20 protein-coding genes and 2 pseudogenes are annotated in these 22,835 nt (G+C 36.5%); 4 read left to right on the top strand and 18 right to left on the bottom strand.

The window, feature by feature from the left end; all coding sequences use genetic code 11:
* Positions 1-2: 2 nt before the first annotated feature.
* The 10 genes from cysT to BM211_RS04990 all read right to left on the bottom strand — a co-directional run bounded on the left by cysT (position 3) and on the right by BM211_RS04990 (position 10,884).
* A complete protein-coding gene (gene cysT / locus BM211_RS05040) occupies positions 3-839 on the bottom strand; it encodes a sulfate ABC transporter permease subunit CysT (RefSeq protein ID WP_035437397.1) in 837 nt (278 codons plus the stop codon).
* A 160-nt stretch (positions 840-999) separates the two neighbouring features.
* The gene (locus tag BM211_RS05035) at positions 1,000-2,040 is read right to left on the bottom strand and encodes a sulfate ABC transporter substrate-binding protein (protein ID WP_090995458.1); all 1,041 of its coding nucleotides are present in this window, start codon (positions 2,038-2,040) and stop codon (positions 1,000-1,002) included.
* Positions 2,041-2,227: 187 nt separating this feature from the next.
* Positions 2,228-2,788 carry a GNAT family N-acetyltransferase gene (locus tag BM211_RS05030; RefSeq protein WP_090995455.1) on the bottom strand — a complete coding sequence of 187 codons (561 nt, stop codon included), beginning with the start codon at positions 2,786-2,788 and terminating at the stop codon, positions 2,228-2,230.
* Positions 2,789-3,002: 214 nt separating this feature from the next.
* Positions 3,003-3,704: a hypothetical protein gene (locus BM211_RS05025; protein WP_035437404.1), complete on the bottom strand. Its 702-nt coding sequence runs from the start codon at positions 3,702-3,704 to the stop codon at positions 3,003-3,005.
* 750 nt (positions 3,705-4,454) lie between these two features.
* Positions 4,455-4,913 (bottom strand): hypothetical protein, encoded by a 459-nt coding sequence (locus tag BM211_RS05015; protein WP_051957399.1) that lies wholly within the window; start codon positions 4,911-4,913, stop codon positions 4,455-4,457.
* Positions 4,914-5,149: 236 nt separating this feature from the next.
* A complete protein-coding gene (locus tag BM211_RS05010) occupies positions 5,150-6,736 on the bottom strand; it encodes a vanadium-dependent haloperoxidase (RefSeq protein ID WP_081904974.1) in 1,587 nt (528 codons plus the stop codon).
* Between the two features lie 221 nt (positions 6,737-6,957).
* Entirely contained in the window at positions 6,958-7,188 is a 231-nt protein-coding gene (locus BM211_RS27455) for a GMC oxidoreductase (protein WP_035437409.1), read from the bottom strand.
* Positions 7,189-7,482: 294 nt separating this feature from the next.
* Positions 7,483-9,015, bottom strand: a complete 1,533-nt coding sequence (locus BM211_RS05000; RefSeq protein ID WP_090995450.1) for a fatty acid--CoA ligase family protein — start codon at positions 9,013-9,015, stop codon at positions 7,483-7,485.
* Positions 9,016-9,150: 135 nt separating this feature from the next.
* The gene (locus tag BM211_RS04995; protein ID WP_090995447.1) at positions 9,151-10,140 is read right to left on the bottom strand and encodes a lipoate--protein ligase; all 990 of its coding nucleotides are present in this window, start codon (positions 10,138-10,140) and stop codon (positions 9,151-9,153) included.
* A 9-nt stretch (positions 10,141-10,149) separates the two neighbouring features.
* Positions 10,150-10,884 carry an MBL fold metallo-hydrolase gene (locus BM211_RS04990; RefSeq protein WP_090995445.1) on the bottom strand — a complete coding sequence of 245 codons (735 nt, stop codon included), beginning with the start codon at positions 10,882-10,884 and terminating at the stop codon, positions 10,150-10,152.
* Positions 10,885-11,044: 160 nt separating this feature from the next.
* On the opposite strand from BM211_RS04990, the gene yhfH reads away from it, so the two are divergent.
* Complete coding sequence (yhfH, locus tag BM211_RS04985; protein WP_090995442.1) at positions 11,045-11,173, top strand: protein YhfH; 129 nt, start codon at positions 11,045-11,047, stop codon at positions 11,171-11,173.
* 39 nt (positions 11,174-11,212) lie between these two features.
* On the opposite strand, the gene BM211_RS04980 is transcribed toward yhfH, so the two are convergent.
* From BM211_RS04980 to BM211_RS26340, 5 genes and pseudogenes are all read right to left on the bottom strand, one after another.
* Positions 11,213-12,226: a LacI family DNA-binding transcriptional regulator gene (locus tag BM211_RS04980; RefSeq protein ID WP_035437420.1), complete on the bottom strand. Its 1,014-nt coding sequence runs from the start codon at positions 12,224-12,226 to the stop codon at positions 11,213-11,215.
* A gap of 330 nt (positions 12,227-12,556) precedes the next feature.
* Positions 12,557-13,390, bottom strand: coding sequence for a peptidylprolyl isomerase (locus tag BM211_RS04975; protein WP_090995440.1), 834 nt, complete (start codon positions 13,388-13,390; stop codon positions 12,557-12,559).
* Between the two features lie 112 nt (positions 13,391-13,502).
* Complete coding sequence (locus BM211_RS04970; RefSeq protein ID WP_035437600.1) at positions 13,503-13,814, bottom strand: heavy metal-binding domain-containing protein; 312 nt, start codon at positions 13,812-13,814, stop codon at positions 13,503-13,505.
* Between the two features lie 273 nt (positions 13,815-14,087).
* Positions 14,088-15,056: a carbohydrate kinase family protein gene (locus BM211_RS04965; protein WP_035437424.1), complete on the bottom strand. Its 969-nt coding sequence runs from the start codon at positions 15,054-15,056 to the stop codon at positions 14,088-14,090.
* Positions 15,057-15,072: 16 nt separating this feature from the next.
* Positions 15,073-15,192 (bottom strand): annotated as a pseudogene (locus BM211_RS26340) (GH32 C-terminal domain-containing protein); the annotation flags it as partial.
* A gap of 171 nt (positions 15,193-15,363) precedes the next feature.
* Between BM211_RS26340 and BM211_RS04960 the strand changes: the two are divergent.
* Positions 15,364-16,065 carry a hypothetical protein gene (locus BM211_RS04960; protein ID WP_090995438.1) on the top strand — a complete coding sequence of 234 codons (702 nt, stop codon included), beginning with the start codon at positions 15,364-15,366 and terminating at the stop codon, positions 16,063-16,065.
* 362 nt (positions 16,066-16,427) lie between these two features.
* Here BM211_RS04960 and BM211_RS04955 read toward each other — a convergent pair whose 3' ends face one another.
* Entirely contained in the window at positions 16,428-16,802 is a 375-nt protein-coding gene (locus tag BM211_RS04955) for a MerR family transcriptional regulator (RefSeq protein ID WP_256216847.1), read from the bottom strand.
* A 156-nt stretch (positions 16,803-16,958) separates the two neighbouring features.
* Here BM211_RS04955 and BM211_RS04950 point away from each other — a divergent pair, with 156 nt between their 5' ends.
* Positions 16,959-17,363: a carboxymuconolactone decarboxylase family protein gene (locus tag BM211_RS04950; RefSeq protein ID WP_090995433.1), complete on the top strand. Its 405-nt coding sequence runs from the start codon at positions 16,959-16,961 to the stop codon at positions 17,361-17,363.
* A gap of 58 nt (positions 17,364-17,421) precedes the next feature.
* Here BM211_RS04950 and BM211_RS04945 read toward each other — a convergent pair.
* Both BM211_RS04945 and BM211_RS04940 read right to left on the bottom strand, forming a co-directional pair.
* A pseudogene (locus tag BM211_RS04945) lies at positions 17,422-20,330 on the bottom strand (YhgE/Pip family protein).
* 184 nt (positions 20,331-20,514) lie between these two features.
* Positions 20,515-21,087 (bottom strand): TetR/AcrR family transcriptional regulator, encoded by a 573-nt coding sequence (locus BM211_RS04940; protein WP_035437436.1) that lies wholly within the window; start codon positions 21,085-21,087, stop codon positions 20,515-20,517.
* Between the two features lie 223 nt (positions 21,088-21,310).
* Here BM211_RS04940 and BM211_RS04935 point away from each other — a divergent pair, with 223 nt between their 5' ends.
* On the top strand, positions 21,311-22,711 hold the full coding sequence (locus tag BM211_RS04935) for a zinc dependent phospholipase C family protein (protein ID WP_090995430.1): 1,401 nt from the start codon (positions 21,311-21,313) through the stop codon (positions 22,709-22,711).
* Positions 22,712-22,835: the final 124 nt, after the last annotated feature.

Here is a 22,835-nt window from a genome sequence, read left to right as displayed (position 1 = left end):
TTCTATCCATTTCGCAACCCACGTCTTTGACTCCAGCTCTGGATGAGATTAATAGCAAAAAGGAAGAAAAGAGAGACAACCAACATGACCGCTGCCACAGCTGTCGCACCGGCATAATCGTATTGCTCAAGTTTCGTCATAATCATTAGCGGCGCAATTTCTGTTTTAAGCGGCATATTTCCAGCAATAAAGACAACAGATCCGTATTCCCCTAGCGCTCTTGAAAAAGCTAATGAAAATCCCGCTAATAAAGCTGGCAAAATTTCAGGAAGCACAACCTTCCCAAATATTTGTAGGCGTGATGCACCTAAACTAGCCGCTGCTTCTTCCACTTCCTTCTCCATATTTTGTAAGACAGGCTGAACCATCCGTACAACGAAGGGTAATCCAATAAAAGTTAAAGCTACAATAATTCCAAGTGGCGTAAACGCTATTTTAATATGAAACACATCAAAAATTTTTCCAATCCACCCGTTTTGCGAATACAAAGTTGTAAGCGTAATGCCTGCAACCGCAGTTGGCAACGCAAAAGGTAAATCAATTAATCCATCAAGCAGCCGCTTTCCTGGGAACGAATAACGAACAAGTACCCAGGAAATTAATAGACCAAAACAAACATTTACAAGTGCCGCTGCGAGTGAAGTTGTAAAACTAATTTGATAAGCATGCAAGACCCTTTCACTTGTAATCACTTGAAAGAACTTGCTCCATCCTAACTGGGAAGTTTGGATAAAAACGATAGATAATGGAATTAGGACAAATAAACTTACATATAACATCGTAAATCCAAGGGAAAGTCCAAACCCGGGTAAAATTTGCTTCCTATTTTTCTTTCTCACGTTCTTTCACCTCATTGCTTCAACTATATAAATACAAATTAAAAAATCGACATACCCCTGGCGAGAGCATCTGGCCATGCATAGAAGCAACTTACAAAGAAAATATTCTTAGACATAGGGGCCTAAGAGATGTCGAAAAGTTAGAATGAATATACTTCGATTATTTTTGGTAGATTTTATCAAAGATTCCACCATCATTAAAATGCGTCTCTTGCGCTTTTTTCCACCCGCCAAACACTTCATCAACTGTAAACAATTGTACTTTCGGGAACTGCGATGCATATTTTTCAGCTACCTTTTGATCGCGAGGGCGATAAAAGTTTTTCGCCGCAATTTCCTGCCCTTTCTCTGTATATAAATACTCAAGGTATGCCTCAGCTACTTTACGCGTTCCCTTTTTATCGACGACTTTATCCACGACAGATACTGGAGGCTCCGCAAGAATACTAATTGATGGTGTCACAATTTCAAACTTGTCTTTCCCTAGCTCTTTTTGTGATAATAACGCCTCATTTTCCCAGGCAATGAGAACATCCCCAATCCCTTTCTCTACAAACGTAGTCGTTGCCCCGCGTGCTCCTGAGTCCAGCACTTCTACATTTTTATATAGCTGACTTACAAATTCTTTTGCCTTGTTTTCACTATTATTATTTTCTTTCAAAGCGTATCCCCATGCCCCTAAATAGTTCCAGCGTGCGCCTCCCGATGTTTTCGGATTTGGTGTAATAACAGAAACACCTTTTCTCGTTAAATCATCCCAATCTCTAATCTTTTTCGGATTCCCTTTTCGCACAAGAAATACGATCGTCGATGTGTAAGGAGTCGAGTTGTTAGACAAATGTTTCTGCCAATCTTCCGGTAAGAGTTTCTTTTTACTAATAGCGTCAATATCGTATGCTAACGCAAGCGTTACAACATCTGCTTCTAGCCCATCAATGACCGAGCGCGCCTGACTGCCTGATCCTCCGTGAGATTGCTTCACAGTAACGCTTTGACCACTTTTCTCTTTCCAATATGCAGCGAAGTCCTTATTGAAATCTTGATACAATTCCCGAGTCGGGTCGTACGATACATTTAAAAGTTCAATAGACTTTGCTGATTCCGACTTACTAGTAGATGTCGTCGATGCACACCCTGAAAACAAAAGCACCGCCGACAACAAAATACTTGCTCTAATTGATGTTTTCCCCCACAGCTTCATTAAAAACTCCCCCTTGTTCTATACAATAGAAAAAGGCACACAAACGTTTCACAAAGTGAACGTTGTGCGCCTTCAGTTTCTCTGATTAGCTTTTATTATTCCATTTTTCAATTATTTTTCTTTATTCTAAATACATAATTCCGATATGTCAACTATGAAATTAGAGATTTTTACACAAAAAGTAAAACTAACTAATTACAGATTGTTCCCACTCTCTCCGTAAAATCCCCATTTTAATTGCATCAAAATATGTACCATCCACCATTCTTGCTTGTCTTATTCTTGCTTCTTCTTTCATCCCCAATCTTTCTGCAACTTTCATCATTCTTATATTTCCTGACCAAGTTGACATCCCTAATCGATGCAATTCAGTTGACTTGAATAGGAAATCAATCCAAAGTTTATAAGCTTCCATACCATATCCACCGTTCCAGTAATTTTTATCATAAATAACGATACCGGTTTCTAACCAATTCGTATTTTTATCTACCCAATAAGCACCCACTGTCCCAATTAATTGATCTAGAGCAAAGATAACTAGTGTACTAGGCACATTAAGAATAATTTGCGAGTCTTTCTCCCAGCTTTTTAGAAATTCTTCTTTTGTTAATTTAGGTTCAGGTATATAGGGGCCATTCCATTTTTTCGCTTCTTGTTCCTTCTCTTCATATTTCCAATAGTATAATTCATCAAGATCCCGATGAGTTGCTTCTTTCAATACAACTTTTTGTCCCACGATTTTAATCATAATTAAGTATGTTTCCTCCTAAGCATCTATTTCATTACATATACTAATTTCATCATAAAAATCAAAACCCCTTTTTTATGGGAGAACGAGAGCATCCGGCCATGCATAGAAGCGACTTTTATATCAAAAAATTAAAATGGATTTATGTATACTGCTCCGTTAGCGTAAAAAAAGAAATGAAAACATACATAGTCCTATTCGTAAACAAATAGGACTATGTATGTTTTTCAACCCAATCACGTATAAATTGCCTTTCATCTGAAGTAAAAGCAAAATCTCCATAACGGATTTTTTCATACAATCCTACTATTTCATAGGAACAACCGATACGTGTAAACCACTGTTGAATCGTTTCATAGGAACGTCTTTGTTTAGCCTGTGGTAGCTGTCGTTCCCATTTCACCAGTTCAGCACGTATAGGATGATGAGGTAACAAATCACTTTTTATCTCTGCAAAATGGAGTAAAGCTGGTTGAAGAAGGGGCTTCTTTTCATCTATTGTGTCTTGTCGCAATTGCTTTTTGTTTTTTTTAGATCGATAAATACGCCAAATAGTGATTAATATAATACTTGTTATACAGATATAGATGATTATATTTAGTTTGTCAGAAGTTGTTCCTGGCTGTAAGTTAGGAGTGAACGTACCTTTTGCCTCTTGATCTACTTCGTCTTCAAAATAGCGACCATGTCTGCTGGGATCATTTGCTTCATCACCCACACTATAAGTTTTATAACGTTTCCCCTCACCACTCAACTCTTCTGCAAATCCCTCTACAATGTCGACGATTCGATTACTCCTCATCCATTCCTGCATTTTCTCTCTTGAATATAGGGCTCCTTGTGATACCGTACATGCTACAATGATCGTTATGCAAACTAACATCAATCGAAACCTATTAGCTACCCACTTGTTCATAGGATCTCCTTCCTCTTTTCAAATCTCGAACCAGTTTATTTACCATTATAAAACAAAATATATTAAATTTTCCGTAAAATACAAATGTGTTTTGACATTACATATAAATACTACTAATAGTAGCTTCTTAGTTATGAATATTGTCCAATGTTTAATTTGATTGAGAACACTTTGCAACAAACCTCATTCTTGATACAATTACTGTAAAAAAAACGAGTTGAATGATTGGGGAGATTGACATTAAAAAATTTACAGTATCTTACCTTTATTCTTTAATTAGCTTAATTATTTCAATGAATCTGTTCGGAATCATTACGTCTCCAGCGCAATTAGACTGGAAGAATATTTTTGCTCTTACAAAAATGCTACTAATTTACGGAGCACCCATCGTATTAATAGGGTGTATAGTCGGTGAAGTATTATATAGAGTCGTTATAATTCCTAAATCTATATCTTTCAAACTAGGTTTCGTTATATATTTTCTATTAGGTAGTATCGTAATGTTATTTATTAAAGTTATTCTCGGTAAAAATCACCTAGGTATCGACGTCTTATTAGATTTATTAATAGGACTTTCAACTATTTGTTCGGTAGTTTTTTTTATAAAACGACATACATACAAATAAAAAACGTCGTAAAAGCGACGTTTTTTTGTGTGCTGATTCAATATATGTATAAAGTGAAATTCCCCTCAGCTTTCTTTGAATCTTGTGCTAGGGAGCGGGAGTATTAATACTATCCCTATCTTTTTTATGGCAACTCATATTCCCATTTATGAGTACATTCCGTCAGCATGTACTGTCCTGTACCTCTTTCTAGATCTTCCTTATACTTTATGTAGCCGCATTGCTGGTGTGAAGTGATAATGTCAATTGGTTTATCCTTCGACTGCTTGAAGCGGCTAAGATCAGGCGTTACTTCTATCCAACTTGCTTTCGTTTTTTCATCATAACGGGATTTCAAATGATAAATGAGCCAGCCTTTTGATTCTTCAGATGCATCGTTGGCTAAAGAAGACTTTCCACCATAATATTGACGAGCTACCGTGATTTCCCCTTCTTTTCCTTTCTTCATGTCCTCCATGAATTGTACAATTTCATTATGATCTGCACTTTTCACTTCTTCCTCAAAGGTATTGCGATTTTCTAAAATTAGTATGATTGCTATTACCGACATTATAATACCGATTATTGTCCATTTGATTTTCACGTGATCACCCTGCATTATTATTTGTAATTCAAATTCAGCGTCATGCGAAAGAATACACCAAAACCCTTTACCATCTTACCATAAATTACTATATTTTTGTCTCACTAAGGAGTAGTGTAAGCGTAATACACTACAATCTCAAAATCATATAAATAAAAAAACTGCTCAAACTTTTAATTGGACAGCTTCTTTACATAAAGGAAGTGCAAAAATATTGAACAATTTCTGCTACTCTATTAAATTGTTATAGTAGTACCATCAAATTTTGTAAAAGTGAATCCGCTAAAATTTTCATTATAAGTTTTTTTATAATCGTGAAGAACTCCAATTGCTACTGCTTCTCCTAGCTTCATACCCTCACTTATATCAGTACGCCAGTGAACACCTGCCATATCGCGGCCAATCCCAATATTACAAGCAAGTTTATTTAATTCATCTCCTACTGTCAAAGATTGTCCAAAATAAGGAAGCAAAGAAAGACCATTCGTGTCCGCTACAACCGGCTGCGGAATGATAAATGATTCATTAAAAAAGGCCTTCAATACAGTAACGCCAGCACCGACAAAACTAGCATGACCAGAAGGATATGCTGGATGAGTCGGACACCCTTCTGAGTAAGCCATTGGTAACAAATACGTACCAAATCGGCTAAAGACTTGAGAAACAGCCTGCGAGTTTAATAGTTCTGAGTTAATTGGATACTTAGCAGCGCCTGTTAACTGATTTTGAACACGGCCCCCAAACTCTTCGGGGCGAAGTCTGCGATGAACTAAAAACTTTTGAAACCAAGCTGCTTCGAGTGCTACCTTTGTTGTTCTACCTACTAAATCTAAAATATGCGGAGCACCAAAGGTTGCAAAACCCTTTTGCGTTTTGGAATGTAAATACGGATTACTTGTCGACAATGCCGCTTCTCCAAAACCAATTAAAATCAAACATGCAGAAAGACAAGCTTGATAGGGAAAATCTTGATGCACATATTCTCCTAAATCACGTCCATTACGAATATATCGTGAAGTAGTATCAAATACCATTTTTTGCGCAGGTGAACCATTTTGAATATCCAACCATTCTTTATAAGAAGTCATATAGTCTTTATTCGGCAAGGCAGTGCGATATTTTTGAACCACCGCTGTCGCTCCAAAAGGTACGTCTTTCCACATAAATTGCGAGATGTAAGGACCAATTAAACTGCCAGGTATACCGCCGCGGAATAAGGTCCCTGTCGTAACAACTCCCCCGGCTTTTGGGCCACGAAAGTCCGAAAAACTTGAGAGATCAGAAGCAGCTGCATTAGCAAGTGGACTCGTATCATATTCTGTAAAAGGTACATCACGTAATAATGCTTGCCAATATAATTCAGCCATTTCACTTGCTTCCCATGCACTACTAAACGCCGGAGGAGCAGCTATACTTAAATGATGGCTATCTGGTCCTTCTAGCTCATAGGCATAAGCAGACTGCGGATTCGTTAGTTTCACAGTCCCACCTAAAATTAAACTTTCAAAAGCACTTGGTTTTCCACTTTTCAATGCTTCAATCAATTTTTGGTAAGCGCACAAATCAACTTCTCCAAGGTTATTATGCGGTAAAGCCTTAGAATAATTAGCAATTTTGTTTAGAAAACGCTCTTCATCTCCATTACACAATTGCTTTGGAATAGGAAGACTCTTTTGATAAAATGCCGCGGCCAAACGAATATCTAGTGCTTCATCGCTACGCTTCTCTGCACTTATCGGTCCTATTTCACAACCCTTTACGCTATTCGCTTTATGTGGAAACGGATATCGAAGATGGTTTTCTTGATTCCAAATGTGTTTCATTTACTACCACCTTATCACACTCTAAATTTGTATTAACTTAAACTTTCATTTGAATACCATTTAGTATATTCATGTATTTCCAATTACGATACTAAACAGGCTGCCTTTTTAATAGAATGAAGGCAATATTCAGTGTCAATTTCTACATTCGGTTTTATATCAATAAAAAGAGGTTGTTTTTTCCAAAACAGAGAGGCCCTGTTTTCTATATCTTCCCCCTGTCATTCATCATCTTCACCTTCAAAATCTTCCAATCTATCATCGTCCACCACATATGGGCAAGTATCCTCACGAATAAATCGTACTGCATCCAACCCTATCATTTGGGCTGGTATTGACTTATTGCCGTCTGGTAAAATTGGTGCAATCGAAAGGTCTGCAACCTTCAGATTTTTAGTTCCGAAGACATTTAGGAAAGCATCTACAACCCCATCCCCGATTGTGGTCGCCATTTTATATTGGCCTCCAAAGTGAGTGAAAATGAATACGAAGCTCTGACAAAACTAGCTAATTTAGCCCACTTTTCATTCTCATCCGGAATTTGGAATACACTTTCATCAGAAAAGACTACCTGCTAAATACCTCCCGGATCAATCTGGCGCTTTCATTGAATAAAAGAAGAGCACATATTATAACTGACTAATATGTGCTCTTCTTTATTTTTAAGGATTTTTAATCTCGAGTGTAATTTGACCATCATATGGTGAAATGACCATCTACTGGATAAATTATCTCCATATCCTCTTCTATACTTGCATTGCCTTCTCTTTCAATGCTCTCCGCAAAATCTTTCCTGTCGTATTTTTCGGAAGTTCTTCTAAAAACTCAATGCTGCTTGGTATTTTATATTTCGCCATGTGAAGCGCGCAGTACGCCATCAGTTCTTCCACTGTCACATTTGGTGTTTTCGGCACGACATATGCTTTCACCGCTTCGCCTAAATTTTCATCTGGAACGCCGATTACAACTACTTCCGCAATCGCTTCATGCATATATAACACTTCTTCTACTTCGCGCGGATACACGTTATAACCGCCAACAAGGACGATGTCTTTTTTACGGTCTACAATGTAAAAATAACCTTCTTCATCCATTTTTGCTAAGTCACCTGTGTAAAGCCAGCCACCCTTAAGTGTTGCTGCTGTATCTTCTGGCGCTTTATAATAGCCTTTCATTACATTCGGACCTTGAACGATTAATTCTCCTACTTCACCAACTGGTACTTCCTCACCCATTTCATTGACAACTTTATTTTCCACATTTTGAACGTTCGTTCCGATTGAACCTGGTTTACGCGGACGATCAATTGGATTAAAACATGTTACAGGTGATGCTTCTGATAAGCCATACCCTTCTGAGACAATCACGTCGAATCGTTTTTCAAAGTTTTTAAGAAGAGCAACAGGCATAGACGCACCGCCAGAAATACAGAAACGGAGTGTATGAACATCCTCAGCACTTGCTTCTTCATATAAATATAAATAATTATACATTGTCGGTACACCGGCAAATATTGTAGCCTCATATGTACGACAAATGCGAAATACTTCTTTCGGACTAAACTTCGGCAACATTAAAATCGTAGCGCCGTTTACAATTGGTGCATTGACTGCAACTGTTAAACAAAAGACATGGAACATCGGCAGCGCCGCAATAACACGGTCATGCTCTGAGTATTGTAAATACGAAGCAACATCGCTTGCATTACTATATAAATTTTTGTGCGTTAACATCGCCCCTTTTGGCTTTCCTGTCGTTCCTGATGTATATAAAATAACGGCAATGTCTTCTTCTTGTATTTCTGGACCTTGAAAAGCGATGTCCCCTCTCGCTACTAACGTCGTAAACGTTTTCAAATTTTCGGTTTCTTCATAGGTTGAATCTGCTGTGGTTTCACAAATGATGATATTTTCGATAGAAGGAAGTCTAGATGTAAGTGATTGCATAACTGGTAGAAGGATGTCTAGTGTGATGATTGCTTTAACGTCTCCATTTTGTAAAATGTAATATAGTTCATCTGGTGTATAAATCGGATTGACTGGAATAACTGTTGCTCCGGCACGCATCGCGCCGTATAAACCGATCAAAAAGTGCGGCGAATTCCCGACAATTAACGCAACATTGTCCCCTTTTCCAATGCCCATTTTTGCTAAACTACTTGAAAACTTTGTGACTAATCCATTAAATTGGTCATAAGATACCGACTGATCCTGAAAAATGTAAGCCGGCTTGTCCCCTTTCTTTTTCACCGTTTCGGCTAATCTTTGAACGAGATTCACAAAAACCCCCACCTTTTATAAAATTATAAAAATTCTAAATACATTATATTAAAAGAAAATTATTGGTGCAAGTTACATTTTATAAAACATATATAAAAAACAACCACATGTAAGATATGGTTGTTTTTCATGCAACTAAAAGAATAACGATAAGAAATCTTTTTTTGTTATATTGCCAAAATAACGCGGCACTTCTACATCAGCTAACACTTCTGCAAATGCTTCTTTATCAAATACCGTACCACTTAAGCGCTCTTCGATATCACGTACATCGAGAGCACCGAAAAAGTCCCCGTAAATCTTGCATTCTGAGACTACGCCTTTTTGTACTTCTAACCGAACATCTACTTGTCCAACTGGGAAACGGTGTGATTGCTGTAAGTTAAATTTTGGAGATTTCCCGTAGTTCCAATCCCAATTTCGATAACGTTCTTCTGAGATTTTATAAATTTCTTCCCAATCTTTTTCCGTTAATTCGTATGTTGGAATTTCATTTTCTCCTTCAAAAATATTTTCTAAAAGTAGCTGTTTAAATTCGTCAATTGTAATTATTTCACTTAAAAATTCCGCAATATTTGCAACGCGGCTACGAATCGATTTAATACCTTTTGATTGAATTTTATCCAGCTTTACATTTAACGCCGAAACAACATGGTCAATTTCGGAATCAAATAGTAACGTACCGTGACTAAACATCCGCCCTTTAGTCGAAAATTGAGCATTACCAGAAATTTTTCTTCCTTCTGCTAAAATATCATTACGGCCGCTTAGTTCGGCGTTAATTCCCAATTTTCCAAGTGCGACTGTCACCGGCTCTGTAAACTTCTTAAAGTTATGAAAACTATCTCCGTCATCTTTCGTGATAAAGCTAAAGTTTAAGTTTCCTAAATCATGATACACAGCGCCGCCGCCAGAAAGACGTCTTACAACTTGGATTCCTTTTTCACGTACGTAATCCGCATTAATTTCTTCCACTGTGTTTTGATTCTTCCCGATAATAATAGATGGTTTATTAATGTAAAACAGTAAATATGTTTCATTAATATCTAAGTTTTTCACACAATATTCTTCAATCGCTAAGTTAATCGTTGGATCTGTAATTCCTTTATTATCAATAAATAGCATCGTTTCACCTCAAGATTCCCAAACGTAACCGCTATGTGCAAGTGCGATGCGGCCGTTAAAAATTTGTTTTGCTTCCGTTACTAAATCGGATAACTCGCCAGCATGCGGCAAATGAGTTAAAAGTAGTTCTCCTACATTTGCCTGTTTTGCAATTTCGCCTGCTTCTGTACTATTCATATGCCCAGCTTTTGATCCATCTTGATGCGCATACATATTACATTCACAAATCAATACATCTGCATTTTGCGCAAATGAAACAAACTTTGGCATGTAACTAGAATCTGCTGTATATACAACAGTTTTCCCACCTGCTGTAATACGCATTGCAAAACATATAACAGGATGCACTGTTTGTAAGAAGGAAATGGAGAATGGACCAATTTCTAATGTGTCCCCTGGGTTGTAAGGAACCCCTTTTGTATACGGTATATGTGTTAACGAAGCAAATCCCTTTTCATCAAAGGTATGTCCATAAATCGGCAGTTCTGGTAATCCACCATTTATCAAGCTTGCAATTAAACGTGCATACTGAAGTACCCCAATATCAGCAACATGATCGTGATGATAATGCGATAACAGAACAGCATCTATATCAGAAGGAGTTATGTATTTTTGAAGCTGTGCTAGTACACCGCTGCCACAGTCGACAAGTAAACGAAAGCCATCATGTTCAAATAAATATCCAGACGTTGCTTCTCCTACCTCTGGAAAACCGCCCCAAAATCCGACAACCGTCATTTTCATATGCGTTCATCCTTTCTGTTTCACTTTTTCTTATACATTCTTAACTATAATGGATTTTCTACACATTTTCATTATTTTCAATTTTGTTATAAAACAGTTGTTGACTTTCGTTATTTGTACTAATACAATGTTAGTAAGAAATGGAAATGGAGGGATTTACATGTTAGATCAACCGATGGAGTTTTTTAGAAATTTACCGGCAAAAACTTGTGCCAATTGCGGAAGAGAAATTGATGAGCAGCACGAGGCTTACCACAATAAATGTGAAGATTGTACGCACAAAGAATAATAGATTGTAAACATGAAAAAACCTAGCAGATATCATCTACTAGGCTAGCATCATTGTACTTTTCACCGTTGAACCTTTCACCAAGAGCTCCAGTTCAAACTCGTACACTTCTTTATTTCGATAATTTTTCGTATGAATTTTATCCATCATCAGTTCCACAACTTTACGCGCCATTTCATCAATTGGCTGATCAATTGTTGTAATACCTGAGTCTGTAATTTGTGATAAGAACTGATTATTAAAACCAACTACAGCTAAATCATCTGGAATGCTCCAGCCTTGTTTGCTTGCTTCTGCGATGATTCCTGCTGCGACTTCATCCCCCCCTGCCAAAATAGCGGTAGGATTTTTTTTGTCTTGCAAAAACTCATAAAATATATTTTTTCCATCCTCAATGGAGTAAGCGCTTTCAACAAAATCAATTGACTCCACTTGTTTGCTCGCTTCTGTTACAGCACGCAAAAAGCCCATTTTTCTCTGTTGGTTAATTACCTTTGACTCTCTGCCACGGCAAAAAATAAGATGACGATATCCTTGATCTAATACATGCTTCGCTGCTATGTATGCTCCCTGTGCATGATCAAAGTTTACAGTTGGAATATTCGCTTCATCAATATATTCATTGCATAAAACAATCGGTCCATGCTGTAAATACGGCTCAACATCCTCCCAAGCATTTTCAAGTGAACATAAAATAATTCCATCTACTTGTTTCGTAGATAGTAGCTGTAAGTACTCCATCTCTTTTTCTGGTAAATATCTTGTTTGACAAATAATCAGTTTATATTTATGATCTGAAGCTACAATTTCAATCGCCTCAATAAATTTACTGAAAAAAGGATTTGTGATGCGCGGAACCAACACTGCAATAGTTTCCGTCTTTTGCTTGCGCAGTCTTCTCGCCGCAGAATTCGGAACAAATCCAAGATGCTTCATCGCTAATTGTACTCTCTTTTTCTTTTCATCTGATACATACGGATGATTATTAATCACCCGAGAAACCGTTGTTCTTGATAACCCCGCTAATTTCGCTACGTCCTCGATCGTCGACACGAAATCCTCCCCCTTTTGAATGAAAACGTTTTCTTAACTAGAATTATATAGTATATAATTGGAAACTGCAATACACCTTAATAAGAAATTACTATATCGATATTGTAAATATGAAAAATCAAGAAAAGTATCATTATAGAGAGACATTAAGCTTAAACGTAAAACGGGTCATCTTTCCACATGATCTGTACAGAAAGATGACCCATATATACATTTTAATTCTTCGACATATAAGTTGCTACTATGCAGAATACAACATAACTTGCATCCGCTTTTTCATTTATATATCGTTAAAAGTTATTCATTTTCCTTCGTTACTGTCCATGATTTTTAAAAACCTTTAAATGTATCCTTTAAATCATCATCCGTTACTTTTATATCTGCTTGTTTCAATAAGTCTTTATAAAATTGTTGTTGCCATTGTTGATCTTTTAAACGTCTATTTTCTAACTCTTTACGAATATTTTCTTTTTCCTGATCAAAAGGTTTCAATTCTTTTTTCTCTGTTAATTTAATAATGTGATAGCCAAAAGATGATTTTACTGGATCACTTACCTGCCCCGTTTCTAATTTATAAGCAGCTTCCTCAAATTTCGGATCCATTTGACCTGGACCAAACTCTGGTAATTCTCCACCTTTTTCTTTTGAACCAGGATCTTCCGAATATTGTTTTGCTAGCGCAGCAAAATCCTCTCCATTATTCAATTTTTCTTTGATTTCTTTTGCTGTTTTTTCATCTTTCACTAGAATATGACTAGCTTTCAGTTTTGGCTTATAATAATCCTTTATCTCTTTTTCTGTAACTGATGATTTAATACCTTTTTCAAAAGCTAGTTGTACTTTCATTTTATCTTTAAGCTCTTTTTCACTTTTAACACCCATTTGTGTTAAATAAGCGTTAAATTTGTCGCCCATTTGTTTTTTTACTTCTTCAACTTTTTTCTTTGCTTCATCATCGGAAACCTTATATTTATCAAGTAAAATTTTCTCCAACATTGCTTGCTGTAAAATAGTTTTTCCAGCTTTTTCTTTTAATTCTTTATTAAACTCTTCTTTTGTTAAATTTCCTGATTTTGATGTAGCAATATTTTCCGAATTACCACATGCTGATAATAAAAGCATACCGCTCATTGCAGCTCCAATAAAAATATTTCGCTTTTTCAATATTTTCTCCCTCATTCTGGGGTCCTACTAACATGCAGAAAACACATTTTCATTAACGTATATATTCCGATTTTTTAGTACTGCCCTTTATTTGATTTTTAATAATATATATTTACACACGTACAGCTGTGCCACTTACAGCAACCATTAGCATTCCATCACGAACAACCTCGTAATCTACATCGATACCAACAATTGCATTTGCACCTTTTTGCTTCGCAAGACTTTTCATTTCTTCCATCGCAATATCACGTGCTTCTTTTAACTTACTTTCATATGCGCCAGCACGGCCACCGACAACGTCACGCACAGAAGCAAATAAATCGCGTACAATATTTGCCCCCATAATTGCTTCACCGTTTACGATATCAATATACTCAATAATTTCTTTTCCTTGAATAGCAGAAGTTGTTGTTACAATCATTGTTAGCACTCTCTCTCTCTCTTCAAATTTATTATCAATTCTTATATTCTTATTATTACATTGAAACAATGAATCAACTATCTTATAACCTTACATAAAGATTACACTTCTGTAAGGTTGCATAAATAAAAAAAGAAGAAACAATCGTATTTGCTGACGATTGTTTCTTCCTTCTATTTATTTTAAACATTGCATGTGGTAGGAAAAGTCCCTAACCGTTTCTATGCGCGGTCAGCTGCTCTCGTCTCCCCATCATACTTGTATATAAATATGTCAACCTTCAATCAACTTATATATATCTTCTTTTACAGGAATAGAAGATATTGCCCCTTTTCCTGTCGTCGTAAGGGCACCGCTTGCATTCGCAAATGTTAATATCTCCTGCCAATTCATATGAAGCACTTCTTCTATATTTTGTTGACTCACGTTTTTCTCTAACAATTTATACAAGAAACCACCAATAAATGCGTCGCCTGCACCTGTTGTGTCCTGCACTACAACACGATATCCAGTTGATTGATACTGTTTATCCTTCATATATAGTTCCGCACCTTGCGCCCCTTTTGTATACACGACAACTTGTACATCCCCTACAAACAAGGACGCAATCGCCTCTTTTTGATCAGAAATGCCTGTAATAAACTCTAGCTCTTCATCTGAAATTTTAACGATATGTGCAAGCGGAATAAATTCCAAAATCGTTTTTCTACACTCTTCCGCATATTTCCAAAGTGGTAGACGTACGTTAGGATCAAAGCTGATAATCCCTCTATTTTCTTTCACAGAGCGAATCGCCTTCACATGCGCATATTTCATCGGGCTTTCTACTAAATCGACAGAACAAAAATGAAGAATATCACCTTTTTCAAACCAACTTTCATCTATTTCATTTTCATGAAACAACAAATCTGCAGAGGGATTACGATAAAAAGAAAAATCACGTTCACCATCTTCACGTAATGAAACGAAAGCAAGGCCTGTATTGGCTTCGTTCGTTCTTGTAACCTTGTCTGTATTTACACCTACTTCTTGCAATTGTTCTAAAAGGAAATCTCCAAATGCATCAGTGCCGAGCTTTGTAAGCATATAGGACTTTCCTCCGTACTTTGCAACTGCGGCTGCTACATTCGCAGGCGCCCCTCCAGGAACGCGTTGAAATTCCACTACATCTTTTAACGATTTTCCTTTTTGAATAGGAATGAAATCAATTAAAACTTCCCCGATTGCGTATAAGTTCTTCATATATTCCAGCTCCTCCTTATTTATAATCCCATTTCGTTGCTTGTACGAATACATTTCCTTCTCCCGCAAAAAAATAAATTTCTTTGCTGTCGGTTCTTGGGAAAATGCGACTGGTAAATACCTGTTCTCCATCATTATGTATTTATATACTTTGAAAATCAAAAGTAATTGTATTCTCATAAAACAAAAAACCAACCTTACATTTTTGTAAGGTTAATGTAATAATAAGGAATTGTTCCTAATATATGTTTTTCTGTAAAATACTAGTTATAGTGAACATTCACATTACTATTCAGGGGGAACAATCGTGAAAAAGGGCATCATCGTACTAGTAATCTTATACATCGTCCTAACTGTACAAACAATCACTTCGCTTTTTGGAAAGGAACATTATAACGACGCTGTAAACAAGCTAAAAGAAACAAAAGAAGTAACCTCTTTTCAAACAGCGAAAGACGGTGTAATCCTATTAAAAGGGAACATAACGGCCGAACAACCAGTAAAAGATGAAACATTGGTAAATAAAGAATTTGCCTTACTCGAAAAAAAGTCATATCGAAGAAAAAAAGCAAGTTGGAAAACTACAGATACAGAAAAACATATTCCTGCGCACCTTTCTGTAAATGGTGAGTCACTACCTACTCTAAACGAAAAAGAAGTTCGGTTGGCAATCGAGCCAATTCCACTTTCTTCAAAAGACGTTACGACGACTGAGGAATACACATTAAAAAAAGACGATACACAATTAACGATACGTAGTAAAGGTTATCGCTATCACGGAATCGAAAATAACACAGAAGCTTTCATTTTTGGTGTTAAAAAAGGAAACACACTTGAAGGGTATAGTGGTTCTGAAATTATAGTAGGAAAAACAAAAGAAGAAATCACAAAAAATATGAAAATGAAAACACTCGCCGAAAAATATGCACCATTTGCTTGGCTCATTTTTACAATTATCCTTGTTAGTTACGGCGTACATCGTTTTCGTAAAAGGAAAAAAGTAGCGTAATATAGATAGAAAACCTAAAGGGCTCCCCTTTAGGTTTTTGTATTGTTAATGGATCATTATACTTATCTCACTTGAAATCAGATTATCCCATATAAGATTACTAGATGTTTCTAGCAACGTCATCTTAATGCCAACTCTCATATCAAACAGTGCTTCATAAAAAGAATTTGAATGATAATTTTTTTATAACTATTTGAAATCCAAACTATTCTAACGAAACTTAAACAATATGAAATTCAATTAAAAACATCCTTGTGAGTGCCTACCTAGCTAATCTTCAAAAACAAAAAAATGCTACTTTCCCGAAAAATTTCAAGACGAAAGGATAACGTTTTTTATTTTACTTCTATGTTTGTAAAAATTTATTTCCTATGTCCCTCCATCCTCTTATAGTAATCAATCTTTCCATCAATTTCTTCCAAGTTGTCCTTCAACTTTTTAATTTCTTTAAGGACTTTATTTTGATGTATTTCTAACAATTCTCGTCTGGCACTTATTGTAGATTCACCTTGACTTCTTAGATTTGAAAATCGTTTCATATCTGTAACTGACATTCCTGTTATCCTTAAACGGATTAAGAAATTGATCCAGGAAATATCAGATTCAGAATACTGACGATAACCGTTTATATCTCGTTTTACCTCAGTAAGCAATCCGACTTTTTCGTAGTAACGCAAAGTATGCACACTAAGTCCAGTCATCTTTGAAATTTGTTTAATAGTAAATACTTTTTCCATAAAATTCATTATAACACAAAAAAGGGGTTGCTTTAGAGTGTACTCTAAGGTGTAGCATGTAATCGAGAGTTAGCGATCCATCAATTAGGAATACACAACATATGCGTAATAAATCATTAAAAGTTGGAATTAATAAATTCTTAGGAGGTAAATGAAATGAATACTGAACGTTATGAACGCGGTTGGCAAAAACTTTTGGAAGTAGATGGAGAAAGTGGACAACGTGTCATAGATTCACTAAAAGATATTGCTCCTGATCTCGGCAAATATGTTGTTGAATTTGCTTTTGGTGATATCTATTCTCGAAAAGAACTTGACTTAAAACAACGTCAATTGGTTACAATTGCATCACTAACTACGCAAGGTGGCTGTGAACCACAACTCACTGTCCACATTAACGCAGCACTTCATGTTGGCCTTTCGCCAAATGAGATTGTAGAAGCAATCATGCACTGCACCCCTTACACTGGCTTTCCACGAGTCCTTAACGCAATCTTTGTAGCAAAGCAAATTTTTAAAGAACATAAACTGAACTTAGAATCAGAAACTGTTCATAATTAAAACCACTCTCTATAACATAAAAAAATCCTAAAGGCATCTAGCCTTTAGGATTTTTCAATTATTCCGTTTCCGTAAACTTCCCATATTGACGCTTATGCATCCAAGTTAATGTACCAATTGTTCCAAGTGATAACAGAACAATAAAGATCATTAAAATACCTGCGTTTTGCCACATAAAGCCGAAGTCTCCACTTGAAACAACTGCTTTAAGTCCTGATACAGAATATGTCATCGGGAACCATGCGTTACATACTTGCAGCCATTCCGGAATTAACTCAAGTGGGAATGTACCCGCACTTGTTGTTAACTGTAAAATCAATGTCAAGATCGCAATAAAACGTCCTGCATCGCCGAAAGTCGTTACTAAAAATTGAACTAACGCGATAAATGATAAGCTTGTAATAATACTAAACAATATGAAATACGGAACACTTTGTACATGAACACCTAACCAAGAGGACAGTAATACTGCGTCTGCCACAAGTGCTTGAATTACACCAACTGCAAATAGCACACCAAACTTACTTATAAACCAGCTAAATCCTGATTTCGGTATACCAACTGTTTCGCGTAACGGGAACACGATAGATAATAACAGTGCCCCAACGAATAAACCAAGAGATAAGAAGTACGGTGTAAAGCCTGTTCCGTAGTTTGGAACTTCTGCCATTTTCTCAGTTTTCACATTCACTGGACTTGCGAACATGTCATATTTTTTCTCGTCGCCTTTTGTTTCGCTTGTTTTCTCAGCACCTTCACCGAGTTTTGTTGTTAGTTCTTTTGAACCGTCTGTGATTTTTCCAGAACCGTCTTTTAAACTAGTTAGCCCATTTTGGAAATCTCCTTTTGGATCTACGAATTGTCCTAGTCCGCCTGTAATTTTTCCTGAGCCGTCATATAAAGCACTTACTCCGTTTGCTAATGGGCCGGCACTACCTGCTAAGGTATTTAAACCACCTGTGATTTTTCCTGAGCCGTCATATAAAGCACTTACTCCATTTGCTAATGGGCCGGCACTACCCGCTAAGGTATTTAAACCACCTGTGATTTTTCCTGAGCCGTCATATAAAGCACTTCTCCATTTGCTAATGGGCCGGCACTACCCGCTAAGGTATTTAAACCACCTGTGATTTCTCCTGAGCCTTTTGCCAATTTATTTAAGCCAGTTTGGAATTCGCCTTTTGAATCTACTAACTGGCCTAGACCGCCTGTGATTTCTCCTGAGCCTCTTGCCAATTTATTTAAGCCAGTTTGGAATTCACCTTTTGAATCTACTAACTGGCCTAGACCGCCTGTGATTTCTTCTGAGCCTTTTGCCAATTTATTTAAGCCAGTTTGGAATTCACCTTTTGAATCTACTAACTGGCCTAGACCGCCTGTGATTCTTCTTGATCCTTCTGCTAATGGACTTATTCCTTCTTTGTCTAATCTATCTGCTCCATTTGCGAGGTCCATTGCACCGGCTTCAATTTTCCCAGCACCTTCTTCTCCAGCTAATCCTTGTACGCCTTGTGCAACTCCTGTTGTTTCTTGTGAAACTTTTTGACTATTGGCCATTGCCTCTTGGATAGCAGGCTCTAACTGTTTTCTATATTCTTCTGGTAAAGCTTTAATCTTTTCATTTAAATCTCCTAAATTAGCTGTGACCGTCTTAGCATCTCCTGCTGTTTTATTTGCAAAACCACTTAACCCTTCAGCCTTTTTCTTCCATTCAGATACTCCTTGTGAAAGTTCAGAAGCTCCTGAGCTTACCCTTTGTGCACCTTTTTGAGCATCCGTTAATCCATTTGTAATTTGTTGCGAACCACCTAATAACCGACCTAAATTTGGTTGCAATTTCCCTTCAGGATTAATTAGTTCATTTAGGCCACCTGTAATTTGTTGCGAACCACCTAATAACCGACCTAAATTTGGTTGCAATTTCCCTTCAGGATTAATTAGTTCATTTAGGCCACCTGTAATTTGTTGTGAACCACCTAATAACCGACCTAAATTTGGTTGCAATTTCCCTTCAGGATTAATTAGTTCATTTAGGCCACCTGTAATTTGTTGTGAACCACCTAATAACTGATTCACCCCACCTGGCATGCCACTTACTTTACTATTTAACTCACCTAAGCCATTTGTGATTTGCTGTGAACCGCCTAATAACTGATTCACTCCACCTGGCATTACGCTTACTTTACTATTTAACTCACCTAAGCCAGCTGTAATTTTCTGTGAACCGCCTAATAACTGATTCACCCCACCTGGCATTGCACTTACTTTACTATTCAACTCACCTAAACCATTTGTAATTTTCTGTGAACCATCTGATAATTGATTCAATCCATCATTAGCCTTCCCAGATAACTCACCTAAACCATTTGTAATTTTCCCTGATCCATCATGAAGCTGACCAGCTCCATCACTCGCATCAGCAAAGCCCTTAGACACATCTTTCAATGAATTAAACATTGTCTCAGCATATGTTTTTGTTACTGTAGCTGATACTTCGCTTTTAATTTTTTCAATGGCTGATCCACCGATTTGTGAGGATAAGAAGTTTAAGCTTTCGTTTGGAATGTATTCTAGGTTTGATTTTTTAGGGTTTGCATCGAGCAGTGTTGTTGTATTTTTCGAGAAGTTACTTGGGATGCGGACCGTCATGTAGTATTTCCGATCGTCCATTCCTTGTTTAGCTGTTTTCTCGCTGACAAACTCCCATTTGAAGCCTTTTTTATCTTTCAACTTATCGACAAGTTCTTTACCGGCTTCAATCGATTTCCCGTTATACAATGCTCCTTCATCAAGGTTTACAACTGCAACTGGTAAATCGTCTAATCTTTCATATGGATCCCAAAATGCACCTAAGAACATACCAGCATACAATACTGGAATAAATAAGACTGCAATTATTGGAATTAAGATTTTTTTGCTTTTTATAATCGTAGCAAACTCTTCTCCAAGCAGTTTCAATCCTCGCATTGTTTATCCCTCCCTTTGAATTATTGACCATTTCTATCATTTGGTCATTTCTTGTAAAAAAAAGAAGAAAATAACGACAAAATTATCCCCTCGTATGTGTTTCTGTTTTCTTTCAATTCCCCCTTAGTCAACTTATGACCGAATTATTCATTTGGTCATTTTTTATAATAATAAGAGGATTATCTCATTTTGACAATCCCTTTAATAAATATAATTCAAACAGTTCAGCAATATGCTCCTTTTCTAACGGTTCATGATTTTTTTCCCAGTCAAAAATAAGTGATATATATAAACGAACCATAATAAATGCTGTAATTTCTGGGTCACATGCCGTAACTTCGCCTTTTGCAATGGCTGTTTCAAGATGCGATTTAATAAATGTAATAATTGCTGAATCCAATTGTTGCATAACATCTTGCACTTCTTTTGTTCCCATATCTCGTTCTTCTTGAATGAGTTTAATCATAAGTTGATGTTCTTTTCGGAATTCTAAAATGCTGCATAATGCACGGTGTACGTTTTCAAAAAATGATATGTTTGGATCAATTGTTGTTTCTGCGGCTTGTTTCATTTCGGTAATTAAATTAGAGATAATTTCACCAAATAGTTCTTCTTTGTTTTTGAAAAACGTATAAATTGTTCCTTTCCCAACATTGGCAAGCTTTGCAACTTGATCCATCGTTGTTGCTTTATAACCAAATGCAGAAAAAGATTTTGTTGCCGCTTCAATAATTGCTCGCTTTCGATCTATTGCCACGTTTTCACCTCCTAAAATTGACCACATGAACATAACGGTCATATAGTACGTTTTTGATATTACCATAACTTCCCAACGTTTTCAAGTTTTATTTTCTATTACATTGTAACAAAAAAGGAACAATGAAGGAAAAAACAAGAGAAATCATACATTTAAATATTGAAATTAATAACGCCTTATATATAATAATTATTATAACATTGCACTTTGAAAGGAAGACAAAATGAAAAAAATTATCCCTACACTATGTATAGCTGGAATGACTTTAACTATTTTAGGCGCATTCCCTCAAAATAGCTATGCACATATTGATCAAATTGACTTAAATGAGAATGATCCCATTGCTGAAAAATGGTCTGCAGAAGCTCCGTATCATACTGATAAAAGTACACATTTATGGATCGCAAGACAAGCCATTGAAATTATGAAAACAGAATCGAATGTTGAAACAAATAAGCAAGCTGTGGACTTCTTAAATTTCCCGCAATATAAAGATTTATTTTCGAAAGGATTATATGATGCTGATTATAATTCTGAATTTAACGATGGCGGGTTAGGAATCGGCGGTATTTTCAAAGGTGGATGGAAATCACACTTTTACGATCCTGATACACACAAAAACTATCGAGGCGAAACAGACCCAACAGCTCTGACACAAGGAAAGAAATACTTTTATGAATCTGGTGAGTATTTCAAAAATAAAGACTATGAAAAAGCTTTCTATTATTTAGGGATCGCGACGCACTACTTTACAGATGCTACCCAACCTATGCATGCAGCGAATTTCACTGCAATTGATACAAGAGCTATAAAATATCATAGCTACTTCGAAAACTATGTCACAACCATTCAAGATCAATTTGCAGTTCATTCTGGTGGAAATTATAACACTTCTCTAACGACACCTGAAGAATGGATTGATTATGCAGCTAAGGTGGCTAAACCTGAAATCCAAAATATTGCAAACGATAAAACATTTGAGTATTACAATAGTAGTAAAGCGCAATTGTGGCAAGAGATGGTAACTCCGGCCGTGCAGCGAAGCTTAGGAGAAGCACAGCGTAATACAGCAGGTTTCTTAAATTTCTGGTTTAAAACTTTTGCGAAAAACGAGAGTGCTCCAAGTATAGAAACTGCATTAATCTATGATATCGAAGGAAATGTCTTAGAGGCAGGGAAAAATTATTATATCGTACCAAGTGAATCTCCTAATCAAGGTCTAACATTTGAATGGTATTTAGCAAATCGTTACGATTATGTGTTACTTGCGAATAAAAACAACAATACATTATCTGGTACACCTATCGAATTTGTATTTTACAAAGATAATGATGCAAAATTGCACCATGGTGAGAGCGTATATCTTCGCATGAAGCACTCCAATTATGACCAATATCAATATTTAAATTGGTCCAATTATTCTAGTTGGGTTCATCTTGCGCAAAAATCTGATAGTTTAGCTGACTTTAAAATTCAAATTAACCCGAATAACCCTGCAGAATATAATATTTTCACAGATGGTTATCCATTAAATTATGAAAATATAGATGCAGCGAAAAGTTGGATCGTACTAGGTGGCAAAACGCAGAAGCCTAGTTCGTGGAAGTTTGTACCTGTTAGATAATAACTCTGTAACTGATAAAGTGAAACTTCCATCAGTGGGGGTTTTCTTCATCCCCCACTGATGGTTAGTTGAACCAATCGGGCTTTTACGGGCAGTAATACTCCCACCTAACTTCTTTGCTTTC

Source organism: Bacillus sp. 491mf, assembly GCF_900112415.1.
In the GTDB taxonomy this organism is placed as follows: Bacteria; Bacillota; Bacilli; order Bacillales; family Bacillaceae_G; genus Bacillus_A.
This window is presented reverse-complemented; position numbering and strand designations above follow the sequence as displayed.